Source organism: Heliomarina sp., assembly GCF_052826185.1.
In genome coordinates this window covers 147,645-166,105 of the sequence record NZ_JBRBUI010000016.1, presented here as the reverse complement: position 1 = coordinate 166,105, position 18,461 = coordinate 147,645, and the positions used below count along the sequence as shown (strand labels likewise).

At 59.3% G+C, this 18,461-nt stretch carries 17 protein-coding genes; 6 read left to right on the top strand and 11 right to left on the bottom strand.

The genetic code is table 11. From position 1 onward, the window contains the following. Nucleotides 1–37: 37 nt before the first annotated feature. From ACU0FH_RS04100 to ACU0FH_RS04085, 4 genes are all read right to left on the bottom strand, one after another. The gene (locus ACU0FH_RS04100; RefSeq protein WP_446193476.1) at nucleotides 38–1,141 is read right to left on the bottom strand and encodes a DNA methyltransferase; all 1,104 of its coding nucleotides are present in this window, start codon (nucleotides 1,139–1,141) and stop codon (nucleotides 38–40) included. A gap of 89 nt (nucleotides 1,142–1,230) precedes the next feature. Then, entirely contained in the window at nucleotides 1,231–1,863 is a 633-nt protein-coding gene (locus ACU0FH_RS04095; protein WP_446193475.1) for a ribonuclease HII, read from the bottom strand. Between the two features lie 57 nt (nucleotides 1,864–1,920). Beyond that, nucleotides 1,921–2,241 carry a hypothetical protein gene (locus ACU0FH_RS04090; protein WP_446193474.1) on the bottom strand — a complete coding sequence of 107 codons (321 nt, stop codon included), beginning with the start codon at nucleotides 2,239–2,241 and terminating at the stop codon, nucleotides 1,921–1,923. A 121-nt stretch (nucleotides 2,242–2,362) separates the two neighbouring features. After that, the gene (locus ACU0FH_RS04085; RefSeq protein WP_446193473.1) at nucleotides 2,363–2,899 is read right to left on the bottom strand and encodes a hypothetical protein; all 537 of its coding nucleotides are present in this window, start codon (nucleotides 2,897–2,899) and stop codon (nucleotides 2,363–2,365) included. Between the two features lie 175 nt (nucleotides 2,900–3,074). Between ACU0FH_RS04085 and ACU0FH_RS04080 the strand changes: the two genes are divergently transcribed. Beyond that, entirely contained in the window at nucleotides 3,075–3,365 is a 291-nt protein-coding gene (locus ACU0FH_RS04080; protein ID WP_446193472.1) for a hypothetical protein, read from the top strand. Beyond that, entirely contained in the window at nucleotides 3,337–4,041 is a 705-nt protein-coding gene (locus tag ACU0FH_RS04075; protein ID WP_238371787.1) for a winged helix-turn-helix domain-containing protein, read from the top strand. The genes ACU0FH_RS04080 and ACU0FH_RS04075 overlap by 29 nt, the downstream gene beginning before the upstream one ends. Before the next feature lies 1 nt (nucleotide 4,042). On the opposite strand, the gene ACU0FH_RS04070 is transcribed toward ACU0FH_RS04075, so the two are convergent. Beyond that, nucleotides 4,043–5,611 carry a hypothetical protein gene (locus tag ACU0FH_RS04070; RefSeq protein WP_446193471.1) on the bottom strand — a complete coding sequence of 523 codons (1,569 nt, stop codon included), beginning with the start codon at nucleotides 5,609–5,611 and terminating at the stop codon, nucleotides 4,043–4,045. A 157-nt stretch (nucleotides 5,612–5,768) separates the two neighbouring features. On the opposite strand from ACU0FH_RS04070, the gene ACU0FH_RS04065 reads away from it, so the two are divergent. After that, nucleotides 5,769–6,440, top strand: a complete 672-nt coding sequence (locus ACU0FH_RS04065; protein WP_446193470.1) for a rhomboid family intramembrane serine protease — start codon at nucleotides 5,769–5,771, stop codon at nucleotides 6,438–6,440. Here the strand turns inward: ACU0FH_RS04065 and ACU0FH_RS04060 are convergent. Genes ACU0FH_RS04060 through ACU0FH_RS04050 form a run of 3 tightly spaced genes read right to left on the bottom strand, consistent with a single transcriptional unit; the run spans nucleotide 6,434 to nucleotide 9,727 of the window. Then, nucleotides 6,434–7,279, bottom strand: a complete 846-nt coding sequence (locus ACU0FH_RS04060) for a CpsD/CapB family tyrosine-protein kinase (protein ID WP_446193469.1) — start codon at nucleotides 7,277–7,279, stop codon at nucleotides 6,434–6,436. The genes ACU0FH_RS04065 and ACU0FH_RS04060 overlap by 7 nt on opposite strands. Nucleotides 7,280–7,325: 46 nt before the next feature. Beyond that, on the bottom strand, nucleotides 7,326–8,879 hold the full coding sequence (locus tag ACU0FH_RS04055; protein WP_446193468.1) for a GumC family protein: 1,554 nt from the start codon (nucleotides 8,877–8,879) through the stop codon (nucleotides 7,326–7,328). Beyond that, nucleotides 8,876–9,727 (bottom strand): ExeA family protein, encoded by an 852-nt coding sequence (locus ACU0FH_RS04050; RefSeq protein WP_446193467.1) that lies wholly within the window; start codon nucleotides 9,725–9,727, stop codon nucleotides 8,876–8,878. The genes ACU0FH_RS04055 and ACU0FH_RS04050 overlap by 4 nt, the downstream gene beginning before the upstream one ends. A gap of 604 nt (nucleotides 9,728–10,331) precedes the next feature. Here ACU0FH_RS04050 and ACU0FH_RS04045 point away from each other — a divergent pair. Together ACU0FH_RS04045 and ACU0FH_RS04040 are read left to right on the top strand one after the other, a co-directional pair. After that, complete coding sequence (locus ACU0FH_RS04045) at nucleotides 10,332–11,015, top strand: sugar transferase (protein WP_273545055.1); 684 nt, start codon at nucleotides 10,332–10,334, stop codon at nucleotides 11,013–11,015. A gap of 38 nt (nucleotides 11,016–11,053) precedes the next feature. Further along, nucleotides 11,054–13,543: a tetratricopeptide repeat protein gene (locus ACU0FH_RS04040; protein WP_446193466.1), complete on the top strand. Its 2,490-nt coding sequence runs from the start codon at nucleotides 11,054–11,056 to the stop codon at nucleotides 13,541–13,543. Between the two features lie 983 nt (nucleotides 13,544–14,526). Here ACU0FH_RS04040 and ACU0FH_RS04035 read toward each other — a convergent pair. From ACU0FH_RS04035 to ACU0FH_RS04025, 3 genes are all read right to left on the bottom strand, one after another. Continuing rightward, nucleotides 14,527–15,399, bottom strand: coding sequence for a ribokinase (locus ACU0FH_RS04035; RefSeq protein ID WP_446193465.1), 873 nt, complete (start codon nucleotides 15,397–15,399; stop codon nucleotides 14,527–14,529). Nucleotides 15,400–15,456: 57 nt separating this feature from the next. Beyond that, nucleotides 15,457–15,969, bottom strand: coding sequence for a carboxymuconolactone decarboxylase family protein (locus ACU0FH_RS04030; RefSeq protein WP_446193679.1), 513 nt, complete (start codon nucleotides 15,967–15,969; stop codon nucleotides 15,457–15,459). 85 nt (nucleotides 15,970–16,054) lie between these two features. Further along, nucleotides 16,055–16,855, bottom strand: a complete 801-nt coding sequence (locus ACU0FH_RS04025) for an IclR family transcriptional regulator (protein ID WP_446193464.1) — start codon at nucleotides 16,853–16,855, stop codon at nucleotides 16,055–16,057. A 271-nt stretch (nucleotides 16,856–17,126) separates the two neighbouring features. Between ACU0FH_RS04025 and ACU0FH_RS04020 the strand changes: the two genes are divergently transcribed. Then, on the top strand, nucleotides 17,127–18,446 hold the full coding sequence (locus tag ACU0FH_RS04020; protein ID WP_446193463.1) for a Rieske 2Fe-2S domain-containing protein: 1,320 nt from the start codon (nucleotides 17,127–17,129) through the stop codon (nucleotides 18,444–18,446). Nucleotides 18,447–18,461 lie beyond the last annotated feature (15 nt).

Below are 18,461 nucleotides of genomic sequence, written 5' to 3'. Positions count from 1 at the left end.
GGCCACAGGCACCGGCGGTATTCCGTAATGTATTGATTCAGTTTTGCATTTCGGCGCGGATCTGCTGGCGCAGCACATCGATCGGCACCGTCTTGCCATCGCGTTTAAAGCACCAGTAGGTCCAGCCATTGCAGCTTGGTGCGCCTTCAAGATGGGCACCGACCTGATGGATTGACCCCTTTACGTCCAGACCGATCAGCGTGCCATCTGCCCGCACCTTGGCCTTGTGACGTTTATTCATCGAAAACAACTCTTCGCCAGGGCGCAACATGCCCCGTTCGACAAGCTGGCCAAAGGGAACGCGCGGTTCCGCCCGTTTCGAGGCGCTGACCTGCAGCGCTTCGCGATCGAATTTGCGCACATTTTTCAGCCGTTCTTCAGCCACCTTGCGATACTTGGCCTCTCGCTCGATACCGATGAAATCGCGACCGAGCATCTTGGCAACCGCGCCGGTTGTGCCAGTACCAAAGAACGGGTCGAGCACCACATCGCCGGGATTGGTCGAACCAACCAATACGCGATGCAAAAGACTTTCCGGCTTCTGCGTCGGATGAGCCTTGTCGCCATGCTCATCCTTGAGCCGTTCGTGACCGGTGCACAGCGGCAGCACCCAGTCGCTGCGCATCTGGACGCCTTCGTTGAGTGATTTAAGCGCTTCGTAATTGAACGTGTATTTCGCACCTTCATCGCGGCTGGCCCAGATCATCGTTTCATGGGCATTGGTGAACCGCTTGCCCCGGAAATTCGGCATCGGATTCGATTTGCGCCAGACGACGTCGTTCAGGATCCAGTACCCCTGGTTTTGCAGGGCGGCCCCAACGCGGAAGATGTTGTGATAAGAGCCGATCACCCAGATCGCGCCGTTCGGTTTCAGCAGGCGGCGCGCGGCGGCCAGCCATTCTGTCGTGAACTTGTCATAGGCGGCGAAAGACGCGAACTGGTCCCATTCATCGTCGACCGCGTCCACATGGGAATTGTCCGGCCGGTGCAGATCGCCCTTGAGCTGCAAATTATAGGGCGGATCGGCGAAAATCAGGTCCACCGACGCCTCGGGAAGACTGTTCATCACTTCGATGCAGTCTCCGCCCAGAATCGCGTTTAGAGGGAGCGCCGCCGCGCTCTTTACTTTGGTCATTGTCATTTCTGCCTCTTCACCGGACGCGTTTTCGCGCTCTCTTGGTTGACAGCAGGATGAGTCAAAGCCGAATCGGCGTCAATTTCTTTTTTGAATCAATTGGTTACGGTTTTATCTTGATACAAGATATTGTGTACCGGTTTAAAGGATCGTCTATGGTGTGGGGTCACGCCAAGATTTTGAAGCGCCAATCTGTGGCTTTTCGTCGGGTATCCTGCATTGGTCTCCCAGCCGTACCCGGGGTGCTGTTGCGCCAAATCCACCATGAGCCGATCGCGGCATGTTTTGGCGACGATTGACGCCGCCGCAATCGATACGGAAATCGCGTCTCCACGAACCACCGTCCGGCAAGGAAGCCGCAGACCGCGCGGCAGGAGATGACCGTCGATCAGTACGAAATCGGGCATCGGTGACAGAGCGGCGATTGCCCGTTCCATCGCCAGATGGCTGGCTTGCAGAATATTGATCGCGTCAATTTCCTCGACCGAGGCATGGGCAATCGACACCTCGGCGCTTTCATTGATCTGCTCGGTCAGGAAATCGCGCCGGCGGGCGGTAAGCTTCTTTGAATCGTTAAGCCCCTCACAGACCACTTCGAGATCCAGCACAACAGCGGCAGCGGTCACCGGTCCGGCCAGCGGGCCACGGCCCACCTCATCAACCCCTGCAATGCGCACGAAACCCTCGCGCAGCAGATGCCGTTCAATCCTGTCGTCCGGTCCGTTCATACCCCTGTGGTGACCCGATCATGAACAGATTTGCAAGTGTCATTCCGGCGATATGCCCTATTTGACCTGATTGGAGGGCGTATCGCTTAACGGTTCGGTGCGGATCTCGGGTTTATTGAATTCAAGCGTGGTCTTCGGTTTTTCGGGGTGAGGCGCGGCAGCTGTTTCGCGCCGGGCAACCGCTGCGAAAAGGCTCGCTGAATCGATCTTGTCCACGGTCAGCGATAGCGTCTCTTCAATTGGTTTCGCCCTTGATTTGCGATCCTCCTGATCACTGCGCATAAGACCGGTTTTTTCAGCAACCTCAGTTGTTGCCGGTTTTGACCGAACGACAGGTGAAATGCGTGGCGTTGCAGCTGTATTGGCGATCGGATTCATGACAGGCTCCTTTCCTCGGATCGCTCAGATTTAGCCGGAATAGCTTGTCAAATCGTGACCAAACAAAATGGGGGAGGCCGAAGCCTCCCCCACAAGGCGACGCAATGCGCCGCTGGCCCGGTCAGTACCGGGCGCTCCGGTACCCGCGCTGGCGGAGGCAGGCTGAATCATAGCCATTTTGCTTTCCTCCACTACTGATGAACTTAAACTTGCAGGCTTCAGGCAAAGACGCCTTATACCCGTACTCGTAACGAAGGCAGCGGGCACCAAACAGTTGGACAGGCCTGTTGTTCAGTCTGAACGACCGCAGGCATTGTCCGGGAAGATCGAACCGCGAAGGCCGGGGGCGAACCGGATACGGCGTGGTGTGTCGCCGGATCGGATAGCCATGCACGGAGTAGTTAAAATTCGACCGGGTCCGGGGCGGAGTGTACCCATAGACCGGCGGGCGGGGTGTGTGACCATAGACAGGCGCCGGCGCATGCGTGACATGATCGTCATCGTCGCGCCGGTCCGAGATGATCTTGCCGACAATCGCCACCCCGGCAATCGCAGCCAGCGCGCGGGCCAGATCCTCGCCATCGGCGCGGGCAGAAGAAGAAGCGCCGGTCACGAGAACCGAGGCCATAAGGATAAGGGCAATGAACTTACGGTGCATGAAAGCGTTCCTTCCAAGGCGGTACTGGATAAATCCGATCAACGTGACCGGTCGATGGTCCATTCCTGCCCCTCTATGCCAAGGTCAGGCAATAACGCGGGGATGTTATTGGATAGCAATCCTCCAAACGCCTGAAGTTATTGAATATCGTCGCGCGCGCGCGCAGGATGGCGAAATGAGAAACATGATGCTGATATCGACTCTGGTCGCCGTTTCGATGCTCGCAGGCAGTGCCGCGGCAGCGGAATGTTATGCCGATTACAAGGCCAAGCAGGACAGCCCGCTGCGCCTGCACTACGGCGTCATGCAACTGAGCGGCCCCTGCAACAAGCAGTCGGCGCGCGCGGAACTCGCCTCCCGGCTCAGGTCGCAGGGCTGGACACTTCTGAACGTGCTCACGGTATTTGGCCCCGAAGGTTTGCAGCAAAGGAAGGCCAATGCCGGCAACTACTTTCTCCGTTACTGATACGCGCAAATCCGGAACGCTGATCGTCGGCGCCGGGATCGCCGCCATCGTCCTGATCCTTGCCACGGCCGGGATCTTTCTGCTTTTGACCCTGCCGGATGCAAATGCCTTCAACGCGCGGGTGGAACAGCTGTTTATCGAAAACGACGGGCTGACCCAGCAGGCCGAGATCAGGCTCTTGGAAATCCTCGCCCAGTCCGGCACGGCTTTTTCCGACACGCTGTCCAGCTACCGGATGGTGATCTTCGTGCTGCTTGTCTTTGCCACCGCGATGCTTGTTGCCGCGCTGGTCTTTCTGGTCCTGTTGACCGCGCTGAACCGGCGCATGGCCCAGATCGAACGCACCGGCATTCAGGTCAATTCGCTGCTGATCAGCCGCGAGGAAAACACCGTCTATCTCAACAACCTCGATTTCAAACTCACCGCCGCCGCGATGGAAACGCTCGCCGTTCTGGCCGAGGCGCGGCTGGACGATGACGTTCTCTCAGGTGCCGAAATCGAATCCGTGATCTCCGGCCGTCCGGCCAGCGATTGCGACGAAGCGGCCGGCGCCACGCGGATAAAACGGCTGCGCGATACGCTCGGCAACCAGATGGTCAGCGCCCTGCTGGTCAAGAATATTGCCCGACGCGGCTATATGCTCGCGATCGAGAAAGACGTGATCAGGATGGTCTAGGTCACGGCGCCGGGCCGGAAGACCCGCGCCGGACAAGATTGACGGTTCCGTCCTGATTGCGCTGCATGTTGTAGAGGACAAGCACCCCCTGCTCATTAAACCCGTCGGGCGCTATCTTTTCTTCGCCCCCGGCGGTCCTGCGCAGCCACCCTTCAAACGCGCCGTCATCGCCATAGAGAAACGTGTCGCGCCACGGAGCGGACCAGAAAAGCAGCGGATCGTAACGACGCTCCATCTCTTGCGAATCGTAATTGACCTCCTGCAGGCGGACTTCGCCATCATCGCCCCGCCCATACTGACGTTCCTGATGGGTCGGGAAGGTAACCGACAGGAACGAAGGCGCGCTGATCTGCGATCCGTTCGACGCAAAGACGCCGATATCAACGCGCGACGTCTTACGTGGCCCGTTCTTCCCGGCATGCAGTGGCGGCGCAGGATAATCGTCATGCCATTGTATCCTGATGCGGGCGCGCATGCCGCGCTCGTCAAGCGGTTCGATTGAAATCTTCTGCGGATTCCCACGCAGGATACGCCAGAAGAATTGCACATCCTGCCCCTCGGGCACCTCGGTTCCGGCGGCACTCAGTGTGATCTCGCGCTCCCAGTCGTAACTGCGCCAGATCCGCGCGATGGCCGCAGGCGTGGTGAACAGACGTTCTTCCATCTGCATCAACCCTCCCTTGGGCCCGAAATCTTCCTCTTCGACTTCCAGCCGAACCATTGGCGGGATGTGTTCCGGCTGCAAAGCCCCGGCCTGCGCGACCATCCGCTCTGGCCTGAGGTCAGTGCCATCATAGGCGGACCGATGCGCGATCCCGGACATGTAATCGATGTTCGAATTTACCCCGGCCAGATTGCGTCGCATGATCATCTGCAAGGTTGGCGACACCAGTTTTCTTTCTTCAAGCGCTGCGCGGGTTTCCGCCGAAAACCCGGCGAGGGTCAGCAGCAGCGCCCGCATGAACAACCGATCCGATCCCGAGGACCCCTGGCTGTTGACCGTATAGGGCCAGATCGCCGGGTACAGGTCGCGGGCATCGTGATCGCGATGTTCCGGGTAAACATAAAGACTGTTTGACGTGTATTGCAGGAAAGCCGTTTCGGGCCCCAGCGGCACCGTCATCGCCGCGCGCATCTGGCTCCGGGCATTGGGTCCCGCAGTCAGCGCGGTCGAAGAATTTCCGATCAGCGGGCCGGGGATCACGATCTTGTTTGCCAGCCCATAGTCCCAGCCGACTTTCTGCAGGATCGGGTCGTATTCCAGATAGGTCATCTGGGGAAACAACGTCTTGGGCAGGGTCGAATGGCCCCGGTCGCGATTTTCGAACATGATGCCGCCGAAACCGCCGGAAATGCCTCGTGCGATCTGTGATTTCAAAAGCTCCGCCTCGGGCGCCCGGAACCGCGGACCGAACAAAGGTTGCGACAGATCGGGTTTGCCCGGTTCAAGATATCGGGCAATCAGCACGCCGCGAATGTCGCTCGGGACAAGATCGTTCTGCTCGATCGTGACAGTGCCTGCCATTGCCACTGGCGCAAACAGGCCCGCGAGCACCGACAAGATCCACATTCGCCTCATCAAAGCTTGGCCTCCGCTGGTTTCTGTCCCGACGTAAACATCAGTTTTGGTGCAGCACAAGTGACGCCATGTCACGCTTGGATGAGCAATGCGGTCGCGCTGCCAATCGACCCTTGTCTATTGCATCCAAACACTGCATCGCTTGGCCATGAGGACATCGCGCAGCAAGATCGAGGACCCAAGCGGCTGGTGGCTGCCGGTCCCGCTTTTGCTGATATTTCTGGTCGTTCCTGTGGCCATCGAACTGACCCTGATGGCGGCGGATTACGGGTTCTTCGCGACGCCCCGGCTCCGTCACACCGCCTATCAGTACGGGGCTTTCTGGGCGGGTCTTCTGGGCAACTGGCGCCCCAACTACGCGGCGCAGCCCTGGCTGATGTTCTTTACCTATTCTTTCCTGCACGCCGGTTTCCTGCATATCGCGGGCAACATGACCTCGCTTGTCTACCTCATGCAACTGAACGCCCGTAACCTGCGCGGCTGGCCCTTTTTCCTTCTCTACCTGATTTCCGCATTGGGCGGCGCGCTTGGATTTGCCCTGCTCGGCACGGCCTTCAACCCGATGGTCGGAGCCTCGGGCGCGCTCTTCGGTCTGACCGGGGCGTGGCGTTATCAGGACTGGATCGCCGAGCCAGACCTGAACCGGCGCGCCCGTATCATCCTCAGGGACTGCTTTCTGCTGGCTCTGCTGAACCTGTTCATGTGGGTTCTCGAAGACGGCGCGCTGGCCTGGGAATCGCACCTCGGCGGCTTCGTCGCGGGTGTGGTCACGATGGCGGTCATAAACCGGTTCAGAACCCGCAAGACCAGCACTCAGTAGTATTCGTTCTCATAGCCGTGCGCGCCGGTCGTATAGCGGCAGCGGTTCAACACGATCCCCATCACGTTGGTCAGTTCCGAAAGCTGCCGTTCTGCCACGTCAAGCTTGTCCATCGAAGTGATCTCGGCCGCCGCGATCAGCAGCGCGCAGTCCATCTGCTCAAGGAAACCATGGCTGTCGTCGCTGACCATCAGCGGCGGCGTGTCAAAGATCATGATATCCGGTTCGTAGTAAGATTCGATTTCGTCCAGAACCTGCGCCGTCACCGGGTTCTGCAGAATCTCCGACGGGTTCTTGACGCGTTCACGGTTGAACCCAAAGACCACATTGCCCTCCAGACACTTGCCATGCTCCGCAAAGGCAACACGGCGCTCAAGCACGTCCGACATGCTCGTCTTGGTTGACTGGCCCAGCGCCCGCGAAAGCCCGGCCCGACGCATGTCGAAATCCATGATCGTAAGGCGTTTTTCCCGCATCCGGCTGAAACTCAGCCCAAGGTTCACGGTAACCGTGGTCTTTCCCGCGCCGCTTTCCGGCGAACAGATGGCGATCCGCTTCCACTTGTTCTTGCGGGCCTGCTGCAGGATCTTCGTCCGCAGCATATCGAAGGGGATAGAGCTTTCACCCGAGCTGTAGGCGACCAGACGATTGTTCGTCACCGTCTTGGCATCGATGGTCAGCGGCTCGAATTCACCCCAGCGGGCGTCCAATTCGCTCAGGCCTTGCGCCTGAGGCTTACGCTCCCTGCGCTCGGGCTGAGCGGGCTTGCCCGCTGCGGGCGCTTCGGCCCCTTCTCGGCGCATCCGCGCCTTGGAAATTGCCTGCTGCAAACGGTCCATTGTCAGACCTCCAACCCAAAATACATACTGTTAACCATATTCATCATCACCAGCGCACGCCCATCTTGTTCATCACCTTCTCGGCCAAAAGGTCGAGCGGCAGGTAGAACTCGTGCACGGCCCAGACCGTGATCGGCCCTCCCACCAGAATGATGAGGATCAGGGCCAGCTTGCGGCTCCGCTGCATCACCAACTCGCGACGTGTACGGGTGTAGGGAAGCGCGGCGATGGGCCATATATCCATCTTCTTGATGATATCCTCCGGACGGCGCGGCGCCTTGTTCAGGAACTCGATCAGGAAGATCAGCGCCAGCCCGAGAGCGATGCCCATAGCCGTACCTGCGCCGGCGATTTTCATCCGGTTCGGCTTGGTCGGACGGTTGGGTACAGCGGGCTGTTCAATCACCGTCAGGCGCTCGCCGCGCGACAGGACCTCGATCCGCTCGCCGGTCGACGCCTGCGACAGGCGCCCCACGGACGTGTTGTACTGTTTCTGGATGTTATCATAGTCGCGCAGAAGCGAATCCAGCACCACGTCATTGGCAGGCGTCTTGTTGATATTCTCGGTCAGCACGGCAATACGCTGCTCGGCCGAGTCACGCTGGCTTTCAAGCCTTTCGATGCGACGGTCGATCTCGTTCAAACGCAGCTGAAGCGCGGGATTGGAAACCTCCGCATTCTCCGGCAGCTCTTCGCCCGAGGCATTGATTGCGGCATCTGCCTCGGCCTTAACCTTTTCTTCCAGCTGAGCGACCCGGGATTGAAGCAACCGCACCTTCGGGTTAGTTTCCGAGTAAAGCAGTAACGAAGAAGCCAATTCACCACGGGCCTGCGCCAGTGCCTTTTGCGCCTGCGACGCCTCGCCCAGCTCGCCCTGCATGTTGCCGCTTTCGAAAATCGCGATCAGCTGCTTGCGCTGCGACTGCAGTTCATAGATCTCGCGGTCGATGCTCTCGGCCCGTTCCTGAAAATTCGCGCGCTGTTTCTGGCGAAAGTCGAGACTGTCGGGAAGCGCGTTCGCGTTCTCGCTCTTGAACTTGAGGATCGCCGCGCTCTTGTCGGCGAGCTCCTTGCTCAGGCGATCCACCTCGATCTCGAAAAAGTCGAGCGTCTGTCCGGCGCGGGCCTGACGGAAATTCAGATCGTCTTCCTGGATGAGCTTGAGATATTCGTTGAGAACCCCGGCGGCGAGACGTGGCGAGCGCGCCTCAAAGCTGATCTGCATCAGCGAGGCCACGTTGCGCCCCGACGTGCTGCGAATCCGCGTACGTGCCATCATCGCACCGACGATCTCGTCCGCCGTCATCTCGTCCTGATCTTCCAAAACGTTAAGACGGTTTGCGATGTCCAGCATGTTGGCACGCGTCAAAAGCCGCTGCTCGATAAGCTGAAGCCGCTCTGCGCCGGACACGTTGACCGTACTCGGGGCAAGGTTCTCCGGAATCTGCGGTGCTTCCACAAACAGGCGCGTCCGCGACACATAGGCGGGCGGCAGGCTTGTGGCGACGATGATCGAAACCGCCGAAACCAAGGCCGCGACCAGCAGGAAGGCGGGAAGCCTGCGCAGGAAGAGCGAAAGATAAAAACGTATCTCGTTCATTGATTTTCAGTCTCCGTCGGCCGTCCCTCGGCCCAGAAGAAAGTACCATCGTCCAGAATGGACTGGATACAATCCTTATGAACAACGCGTGAGTCGTCTGTCCACGAATAGAGCAGTCCAAAATCACACAACTGGTTGATGAGGCGGGGAACGCCGCCGGTCGCCTCAAAGATGAGCGTCGTGGCGTCCTTTGTGAACTCTTCGCCGGTCCCACCAGCCGTCTTCATTCGATGCACAATATAAGCCCGTGTCCCGTCGCGATCCATCCGGTTGAGGTGAAAACTTGCCGCGACGCGCTGCGCGAGCTGATTCATCCGGGGGTCGCGGATCATGTCGCGCAATTCCGGCTGCCCCACAAGTATAAGCTGTATAAGCTCATCCTTGTTGGAATTGATATTTGTCAGCATCCGCAGTTCTTCCAGCCCTTCGACCGATACGTTCTGCGCCTCGTCAAAGACAAGTATGACACGTCTGCCTTGTGCGTATTCGTCGACGAGAAAGTCCTGAAGCTTCTGAAAGTTCTGCACGTAACTGGCGTTCGGCTCGAATTCGACATCCAGCGAGTTCAGCACCCACTGAAGGATTTCGCCCCGATTGCCCTGCGCGTTGGAAATCAACCCTACGGTGACCCCATATTCTATCTGACCAAGCAGTTTCTGCAGCAGGGTCGTCTTGCCCGCGCCGATCTCACCGGTCAGAATCGTGATCGGTGCCCGGGACATGATTCCGTATTCCAGCACGGCATACCCGCGCCGGTGCTGCTCCGACCAGTACAGGAACTCCGGATCCGGCAGCAGGGTGAACGGACGTTGGTTGAGCCCGAAGTAGTTTAGGTAGAACTCATTCACTAGCGATCGTTTCCATCCAAATGTTTACCAAGCAACGCCTACTGGCGTGCCCGGCGAGTGCAACCGGCAATTTGACCATTCCAAGAGCACGATCATAAAGGCTCGCCCCAACGTAGCTGACCGCGAAGCATATTAAAAACCGTCCAAACTGTGGACGTGTCTTAAATCCCGTTTCGGGCCACAATCTGTCAAAAACCACTCATTTCCAAGGTAGCTGCCTGTAACAATGTGTTTTTTTGCATCACCTTCCCGTTCCACCCCTCCCCACCGATGAACCGTCCCACCAACGCCCTGCGCGAGAGGGACAGCCGGGCCTGATTCTCGCTTCTGGGCAGCAATAAGGCGATTTTGGGGCATCGATTCCGGCAAGTTTTTCACGAGATTGTCGGTAATTTGTCTACAATTACCGCAATCTCCTGCTACAGTACGGTGTGGAGTTAACAGTAGGGCTGAATTTGTTGCCTCGAATCGGTTTTTGTTACACCTATTGAGTTGTCAGGTGGTTAAAGATGGCCAGACTAAGGCTGGATGTTGAATTTTTTGAAGACATCTGTAAACGAGACCCGAGCTCATGTTGAGCTCATCTCTTAGTATAGTGAGCAGTATGACGTTACATTTCAACAATTTGGACCCGCATGACCCCACCAACCTAGGTCGGGTCGAACCGCAACCCTCCTCTTCGAACCTTTATCGCAGCTTTGGTAAACGTCTTCTTGATATCCTCCTCGTAGGCTGCTCGCTTCCATTTGTTCTTCCCGTCATCCTGATCATGGCCGCCCTGGTCGCCCTCGACGGACACAACCCTTTCTACTTCCAGCTTCGCGTCGGCAAGAACGGTCGTCACTTCAGCATTTTCAAGATCCGCACGATGGTGCCGAACGCCGAAGAGCACCTGAAGGAATACCTCGCCCGCAACCTCGAAGCGCGCCAGGAATGGCGGATCAATCAAAAGCTGCGGAACGATCCCCGCATCACGCCGATCGGCAAATTCCTCCGCAACAGCTCGCTCGACGAACTGCCGCAGCTGCTGAACGTGCTCAAGGGCGACATGTCCCTGATCGGCCCGCGTCCGATGATGCTGGCACAGGCAACCCTCTACCCCGGTCAGGCCTATTACCACCTGCGTCCGGGCATCTCCGGCTCGTGGCAGGTCTCCGACCGCAACGCCACCAGCTTCGCTGCGCGTGCCACTTACGACAATGACTATCACCAGAAGGTGTCCCTCTGGGGTGACATTAAGATAATTGCTCGCACCGTAGTCGTTGTTTTGCGCCGGACCGGGTGCTAATCCTCCTGCGTCATTAAAGTATATCGAGGATTTAAAAAGTGTCTGTGTCATCCAAGGCAATAGTCGGGCATTCTGTGTCCCGTGTTCTGAATTCATCCGGTCTTTTTCTGGCTCTGGCTTTCTCGGCCCTTGTTCTCGCGGGCTGTGACAGCGCCGAAGAACGCGCCGAGGAACATTACCAGGCGGGAATGGAGCTCCTTGAAAAGGGCGATGTTGATCGCGCCCTGATCGAATTCCGCAACGTTTTCAAACTCGACGATACGCATATGGAAGCCCGCCTTGCCTTTGCACGGGTCCAGCGCGAGCGTGGCAATAACGGCGACGCCTACGGCCAGTACCGCCGGCTTGTCGAACAGTATCCGAACAATTTCGAAGGCCAGCTTGCGCTTGCCGAGATGGCGCTCGACTTCAACAACGTCGAAGATCTCCAGCGTTATTCGGCCAAGGCGGTCGAACTCGAACCGACCAACATCAAGGCGCAGTCGCTCTCCAACACCGCCAATTATTTTCAGGCGCTCAAGGACCGCGACACAGACGGCCAGCGTAAAGCTGTCGAGTCGGCGACCCAGCTGATCAGCGAAGACGGCGACCTGCCCGGCGCGCGCAAGATCCTGATCGACGACCTGATCCGTCAACAACAATGGGAAGAGGCGCTGACCCAGCTTGGCGAAGCGATCCGGATTTCCCCCAACGATCTTGCCCTTTATCGTCTCAAACTGGGTCTTCTGCAGCAGCTTGGCGACACGTCTGCCGTGCGCCAGGAACTCGAGACGATGAACGAAAAGTTTCCGAACAACGCGGAAATCAAGCAGGCGCTCGTCTCTTATTATGTCTCTCAGGACGATCTCGACGCGGCCGAAGCCTTCCTTCGCGCCGAAGCCGAAGCCTCGGACGACGTCGACATCACCCGTCGCCTGGTTGCCTTCATGCTGCGGTTCCGCAGCCCCGACGCGGCGATGGCGGAACTTGACCGTGTTATCGAAACAGAACGCCTGTCGCCCTTGCCCTTCGAAGGCATGCGCGCGCGTCTGAAATTCGATCAGGGTGATCGCGATGCGGCCATCGCCCGGCTCGAAGAACTGACCGCGAACATCCCCGAAGGCGAACAGACGGACATGACTCGCTCGCTTCAGGTTGAACTGGCGCGGATGTATTTCCAGACCGGCAACCCGGTCGAAGCCCGTCGTCTCGTCGAAACCGTTCTCGCCGAAGACGCGTCCAACCCCGAGGCCAGCAAGCTCAAGGCGGCATGGCTGATCCAGGATGACGAAACGCAGGACGCGATCCTTCTGCTGCGCGAAGCGATGGGCAATGCCCCCAACGACGCGGCACTGATGACACTGATGGCCCAGGCCTACGAACGTGAAGGCAACCGCGAGCTGATGGCGGAAATGCTCTCGCTGGCCGTGGATGCATCCAACAACGCGCCGACCGAAACCCTGCGTTACGCCCAGTACCTCGTTTCCAACGATCAGTCGCGGACGGCGGAAAGCATCATTATCGAATCCCTGCGTGCCGAACCGACCAACAAGGAACTGCTGGTCGCCCTTGGCAATATCTACATCGGGACCGAGAACTGGAGCCAGTCGCAAGGCGTCATCAACCGTCTGCAGGAACTGGACAACGAAGAAGCAACCGCGTCGGCGCTCAGCCTGCAGGCCCGGTCGCTTGCGGCCCAGAACCGCAGCAGCGAGCTGATGCAGATGCTCGAAGGCGTGGCCGAGAACCCCGGCACCCAGAAAGCAGCCGAAATCGCGATCTTCCGCACCCGTCTGGCAACTGACGGCGCCGAGGCCGCTCTGGAATACATCAACGGCCTGCTTGAGAACGCGCCCGAAGATCCGGACTTCCGTTACCTCAAGGCCGGTTCACTCGTCGCACTGGAACGTCAGGACGAAGCCGAAGCGATCTATCGCGCGCTGACCGAGGAACACCCGGAAAACGCCCGCACCTGGGTCACGCTCTACCGTCTGAACCGTCTCACCGGCGATGACGAGGCCGCGTCGGAAACCCTCAACAGCGCCATCGAGGCCAACCCCGAGGATCCTGCCCTTCTCATCACTCTTGCCGAGCAACTGCAGGCGGATAACGAGATCGAACAGGCGATCGAGATCTATGACGGCCTGTACCAGCGCAACACCAACAACGTCATCGTCGCGAACAACCTCGCCAGCCTGCTGTCGGACTACCGCGAAGATGAAGCCAGCCTGCAAAAGGCCTATTCGGTGGCCCGCCGTCTGCGCGGCGCCGAGATCCCGGCCTTCCAGGATACCTATGGCTGGATCGCCTACCGTATGGGTGAAACCGAAGAATCCCTGCCCTACCTCCGCGCCGCTGCCGAAGGTCTTTCGCAGGATCCGATGGTCCAGTACCACTATGGTCAGGCCCTTGCGACCGCGGGTGAAACCGAGGCCGCGATGGAACAGCTCAACAAAACCGCCGAAATGCTTCAGGAAGCCAACCGGCCCGAGCTGCTGAGCACTGTAGAAGGCGTTCTCGAAGAACTTCGCAACAGCGCGAGCGAATAAAGACAAGGGTGCGCAGGTAATTTCCTGCGCACCCTTCTTCGCCGGGCCATTACCGATCCCGCAGGGCGACGGCGGCAAAGGAAAGCGGGTACCGACCCAGAAAAATCGGCTCCCCAGCGATACGGCCTCAACCGTCTCCCGCGACGTCAGTTGCGAATTGGGCGTTTCCCGCGACCCGAGAACTCTCCACCTGATCCGCCTTGCTGCTCATCAACCGAGCCCGGAGCATCCCTGCAGACAAGCAAATCCGCGCTACCGCCTTAACCGTCGCCCGCGCGCCGGCGGCCGCGCCCCGGAAAATGCCCGCAACCCGAGCGATCTCTGCCTTATCCGAGGCCCCACGAACCAGCCTGGTTCGCAAAGCGGCTGTCAACTCGTCCATCGCATCCAATGCCAAGGCATCTCTCGCGCATATGCGGCGGCGCATCAACTCATCGGCCTCGCCCCAGCGCGTCCAGAGATCGCTGGCCTTTCGATATCAGCCCGCAGAGTTTCCCCCGCACGAGCCGGTTTCAAACTCGCAAAGCACCTGTCTTCGAGCCATGCATGCGTCGGCCAAATCACACTTGTGCTGGGCGGGGGGTGTCAGCCATTCACTTCTTGCGGCCGTCAGGTTCCGCCAATACAACTCGTGTCGCATACGCATGATTTACGGCGAAACCGACGCGCTGGTCTCCATTTATGCTTGCTCCACGATGTCGTTTCCCTTCGGGAGTGACGGCAGATCACCGGAATATTGACGCTGTCTCGTGGAGCAACTGTTCATAGTTCATGTGCGTCAAATCTCGTGACCGCGTCAGGATATGGCGAGAGGTCAAGCCAGCCATGACAACAGCTGTGAAATCTAGTCAGCATTCCAAACCCGAATTCCAATACATCGAAGATGCCGCTGGATGACGCCATTCCTTACGCATCACAGTCGCAGCCCTGGCCGGACAAAAGAAGCTGAACGGAACGAATTCCACCGCCGATAAGAAAACCCGCTAACGGCTCAGGAAATCCTCGATCTCCGCCCGGGTCGGAATGGCGTCGACCGCGCCGAGCTTGCCGACCTGAAGCGCCGCCGCCGCATTCGCCGTCTCTAGCGCCTTCTGCGGAGAAGCCCCGGCGTCGAGTTCAGACAGGAAGACGCCAAGAAAAACATCGCCTGCCCCGGTCGTATCCTTCGCCTCTACCCGATGCGACTCGACGCGCAGTCTCTTTCCGCCCGAGAGATATTCGGCCCCCTCGCTGCCGCGCGTGACCAGCAGATCAAGTCCCGAAGGCAGATTTCCCGCCCCGCCAACGGCCTCTTCAAGCTGGGCCAGCTCCACCGCATTGACCGAAAGCAAATCGATTTCCCCCAGCAGTGGCATGACATCCTCGGCGCGGAAGGGCGCTGCCGAAAAGGCTACCTGCATGCCCTGCGCCCGCGCCAGCCTAGCTGCTTCGCCGGTCTGGTTGGTTTCGTTCTGGAACAACAGCCAGTCCCCGGCCTGCGCCTGGTCCACCGCCTCAGAAACCGCGGCCCCCGGCAGTTTACCGTTCGCCCCCTCATCCAGCACGATCAGGTTTTCGCCGCCGTCATCCACAAGGATCGTGGCACTGCCGGTTTCAACACCGACCACGCCGACGATAAAATTGTCGCGAAGCCCCAGATCGTGCAGCACATCCCGGATCCGCGTATCGTTCGCCCCGACCGCGCCCACATGCTGCACCGTGCCGCCCGCGCGCATGATCGCAACGCTCTGGTTCAGCCCCTTGCCGCCCAGCCCGACGGAAATCGAACGCGACCTCAGGGTTTCTCCCGGTTCCGGGAAATGCGGCACGCGGATCACACGATCCCAGTTGATCGACCCGACATTCAGGATGGCCATGAACGAAACTCCGGCTTTGGCCCCTCATACCTGCAAGAGGCTAAGATTATCTTGCGCTCAATCCGCGATATCCGCGTCGATCGGCGTCTCATACGTCATCAGGATATAGCCCAGCGTGGAATAGAACCCCACCGTCGCGATCAGGTCGAACACCGCCTGCCGCCCGATCGCCCGCGCCAGCCGCGATTCCAGTTCGGCGGGCAGGCGTTTCTGATCGAACAGCGCATCGACCGCCTCGGCAATCAAGCCGTCCTCGCCCTCGGGCGTCTGCCGCATCGCCTCGATCCGCGCCGCCTCCATGCCAAGCTGGCGCGACCGATGCACGTGATGCGCCCATTCATAAGCCGACCCCATCCGATGCGCGGCGCGCAGGATCACCAGTTCCGACCGCACCGCGCCCAGCGCGCTGCCTTTCACCACATGCTGCCGCAGATCCGCCCAGGCACGCAGCAAGGACGGATGATGCGCCATCGTGCGATAGACGTTCAGCCCGGTCGCAAACCCGCCTTTCATATCGGCCAGTTCCTCCGGCCAGTCCGCGTCGCTGATCGGCGGGCAAGGGCTTGTCATCTCTGCCATAATTACCTCCGGCGTCATTCCCCGCCGCAACAGAGCCTCGCCGCCGCCGCGATGCAAGCCGAAAACCGAAACGCTCTCAGCCTGCCTCGAAGAGACCCGAGCGGCCAAGTTCCTGCGCCACCTTCTGCAATTCACTGATCCGGCGCAGGTGCATCTCTTCGTCGCGCAGCTCGAAATTGGGCTGCGACATGCCCACCACCGCGCGCAGATCGCCGGGACGACCAACCGGCACCGCGAACCCTGTCACCCCCGCGTCGAATTCGCCGTTGGCAATGGCATAGCCCTGCGTCCGGCAGTTCTCGACCCTTCGCGCGATTTCAACGCGGTCCATTTCAGTCGCGGGCGTGTATTGCTCGAACCCCAGTTCCCGGATGCACGACTCGCGCCATGACGCCTCACCATAGGCCAGCATCATCCGGCCAATCGCCGTATGCAGCAGCGGCAGACGGCTTCCCACCGTGAACCCAAATGTCACCGCTTCTTCCTGTGAGGAAGACTGCGCCACGTAGACCGCCGCATCCTCATCTGCGATAGCCAGCGAAATTGCGCAGCCAAAGGCGCGCGCATAGCGGTTCAGGAGCGGCTGGATATGGCTACCGAACCGGTTGCCGCGCAGAAAGCTCCCCGCAAGGATCAGCACCCGCGGCGTCAGCGCGAAATGCCGCCCCTCCTTGCCCACATATCCCAGTGCAACCAATGTCAAAACCAACCGCCGGACCGAGGCACGATCAAGCCCGGTGATCTTCGCGATATCCGTCAAGGTCAGCCGCGTATGATTGTCGTCAAACGCTTTCAGAACCGCCATGCCCTTCGCAAAGGTCAAGGATATATCCCGTTCCGTCAGCCCATGTGCCGACAGGTCCCCTTCAATGCCCATGACATCCCCCTTAACACCTGCGTCCGATTTCAGAATTTCGCAAGCTCAGCCTCTGATAACCGCCTCTGCCCCTTATGCAACTCATCCCCTGTTTTCCTCTTGCCCCAAATACTCCGGGGGGAGGCCAAAGGCCGGGGGGCAGCGCCCCCTTCTCGCCAACATCAACGCCTGACAGGACATATTTTATATTATTTGACTTTCTGTGCGTTATTCAACATTTTCCTCGCAGGCACGGACACACGTTGCACCCGTACCCAAGGAGGATAGCCAGATGATCAGCAAGGAACTCAACGAGACCCTCACCCGCACCGGCCCCGGCACCGAAGCTGGCGAGGTCATGCGCCGCTACTGGCAGCCCGCCGCGCTTTCCGATGAATTGGCCGGCAACCGCCCCGTGGTTCCGGTCAAGCTGTTGGGCGAGAACCTCGTTCTGTTCCGCGACGACGACGGAGAGCTCGGCCTGATCGACCGTGCCTGCCCGCATCGCGGCGCCGACCTCTGTTTTGGGCGGCTTGAGGATAACGGGCTGCGCTGCCCCTTCCACGGCTGGCATTTCAACCGCGATGGCCAGTGCGTTGAACAGCCGGGTGAGCCGGAAGGCTCGAAGATGCACGAGCAGATCAAGACGACCTCATACCCCGTGGTCGAAAAGAACGGCATCATTTTCGCCTATATGGGACCGGGTGAGCCGCCGGAATTCCCCAATTTTGACTGTTTCCGCGCCCCCGACACCCATGTCTTTGCCTTCAAGGGTCTGTGGGAGTGCAACTGGCTGCAGGCGATGGAGGTCGGCATCGACCCGGCCCACGCCTCTTTCCTGCACCGCTTCCTCGAAGACGAAGACCCCGCCGACAGCTATGGTAAGCAGTTCCGCGACAAGGCCGCCGATACCGACATCCCGATGACCAAGCTGCTGCGCGACTACCCGCGCCCGGACATCACGGTCGAGGAAACCGAATATGGCATGCGCATCATTGCCCTGCGCCATCTCGACAACGGCAAGACCCATGTGCGGATCACCAACCAGATCTTCCCCGAGGCGATCTCCATCCCGATGAGCCGCGAGATGATCATCACCCAGTGGCATGTCCCGGTCGATGACGAAAACTGCTATTGGTATTCCATGTTCACCAGCTTCACCGACCCGGTGAACAAGGATCTGATGCGCGAACAGCGGCTCAAGGAACACCGCCTGCCCGACTACGCCCCGCTCAAGAACAAGCGCAATTCCTACGGGTTCGACCCCGAGGAACAGATGCGCGAGACCTATACGGGCATGGGCCTCGATATCAACGTGCACGACCAATGGGCGGTGGAAAGCCCGGGTCCGATCTTTGACCGCACCAAGGAACATCTCGGAAAGACCGACGTGGCGATCATTCGGTACCGCCGCATGATGCGGGCCGCCATCGCCAGCCTCAAGGAAGGTAAGACCGACGGGCTGCCGATGCTCAACGGCACCCCGCCCGGCGACATCTACGGCCCGATTTCCAACGATACGATCGGTGACCGTGAAAAATGGCGTGAAGTTTCAGCAGCCAGCGACGCGGAGCGACGTGCGGCCTGTACCGGATGGAACGCCAAGGTATAGTCCGGGTCACGGACC

What these genes read in the sequence shown, in the direction of transcription:
- ACU0FH_RS04100 (WP_446193476.1), bottom strand. Translation starts at nt 1,141, where the DNA reads ATGACAATGACCAAAGTAAAGAGCGCGGCGGCGCTCCCTCTAAACGCG.
- ACU0FH_RS04095 (WP_446193475.1), bottom strand. Translation starts at nt 1,863, where the DNA reads ATGAACGGACCGGACGACAGGATTGAACGGCATCTGCTGCGCGAGGGT.
- ACU0FH_RS04090 (WP_446193474.1), bottom strand. Translation starts at nt 2,241, where the DNA reads ATGAATCCGATCGCCAATACAGCTGCAACGCCACGCATTTCACCTGTC.
- ACU0FH_RS04085 (WP_446193473.1), bottom strand. Translation starts at nt 2,899, where the DNA reads ATGCACCGTAAGTTCATTGCCCTTATCCTTATGGCCTCGGTTCTCGTG.
- ACU0FH_RS04080 (WP_446193472.1), top strand. Translation starts at nt 3,075, where the DNA reads ATGAGAAACATGATGCTGATATCGACTCTGGTCGCCGTTTCGATGCTC.
- ACU0FH_RS04075 (WP_238371787.1), top strand. Translation starts at nt 3,337, where the DNA reads ATGCCGGCAACTACTTTCTCCGTTACTGATACGCGCAAATCCGGAACG.
- ACU0FH_RS04070 (WP_446193471.1), bottom strand. Translation starts at nt 5,611, where the DNA reads ATGTGGATCTTGTCGGTGCTCGCGGGCCTGTTTGCGCCAGTGGCAATG.
- ACU0FH_RS04065 (WP_446193470.1), top strand. Translation starts at nt 5,769, where the DNA reads ATGAGGACATCGCGCAGCAAGATCGAGGACCCAAGCGGCTGGTGGCTG.
- ACU0FH_RS04060 (WP_446193469.1), bottom strand. Translation starts at nt 7,279, where the DNA reads ATGGACCGTTTGCAGCAGGCAATTTCCAAGGCGCGGATGCGCCGAGAA.
- ACU0FH_RS04055 (WP_446193468.1), bottom strand. Translation starts at nt 8,879, where the DNA reads ATGAACGAGATACGTTTTTATCTTTCGCTCTTCCTGCGCAGGCTTCCC.
- ACU0FH_RS04045 (WP_273545055.1), top strand. Translation starts at nt 10,332, where the DNA reads ATGACGTTACATTTCAACAATTTGGACCCGCATGACCCCACCAACCTA.
- ACU0FH_RS04035 (WP_446193465.1), bottom strand. Translation starts at nt 15,399, where the DNA reads ATGGCCATCCTGAATGTCGGGTCGATCAACTGGGATCGTGTGATCCGC.
- ACU0FH_RS04030 (WP_446193679.1), bottom strand. Translation starts at nt 15,969, where the DNA reads ATGACAAGCCCTTGCCCGCCGATCAGCGACGCGGACTGGCCGGAGGAA.
- ACU0FH_RS04025 (WP_446193464.1), bottom strand. Translation starts at nt 16,855, where the DNA reads ATGGGCATTGAAGGGGACCTGTCGGCACATGGGCTGACGGAACGGGAT.
- ACU0FH_RS04020 (WP_446193463.1), top strand. Translation starts at nt 17,127, where the DNA reads ATGATCAGCAAGGAACTCAACGAGACCCTCACCCGCACCGGCCCCGGC.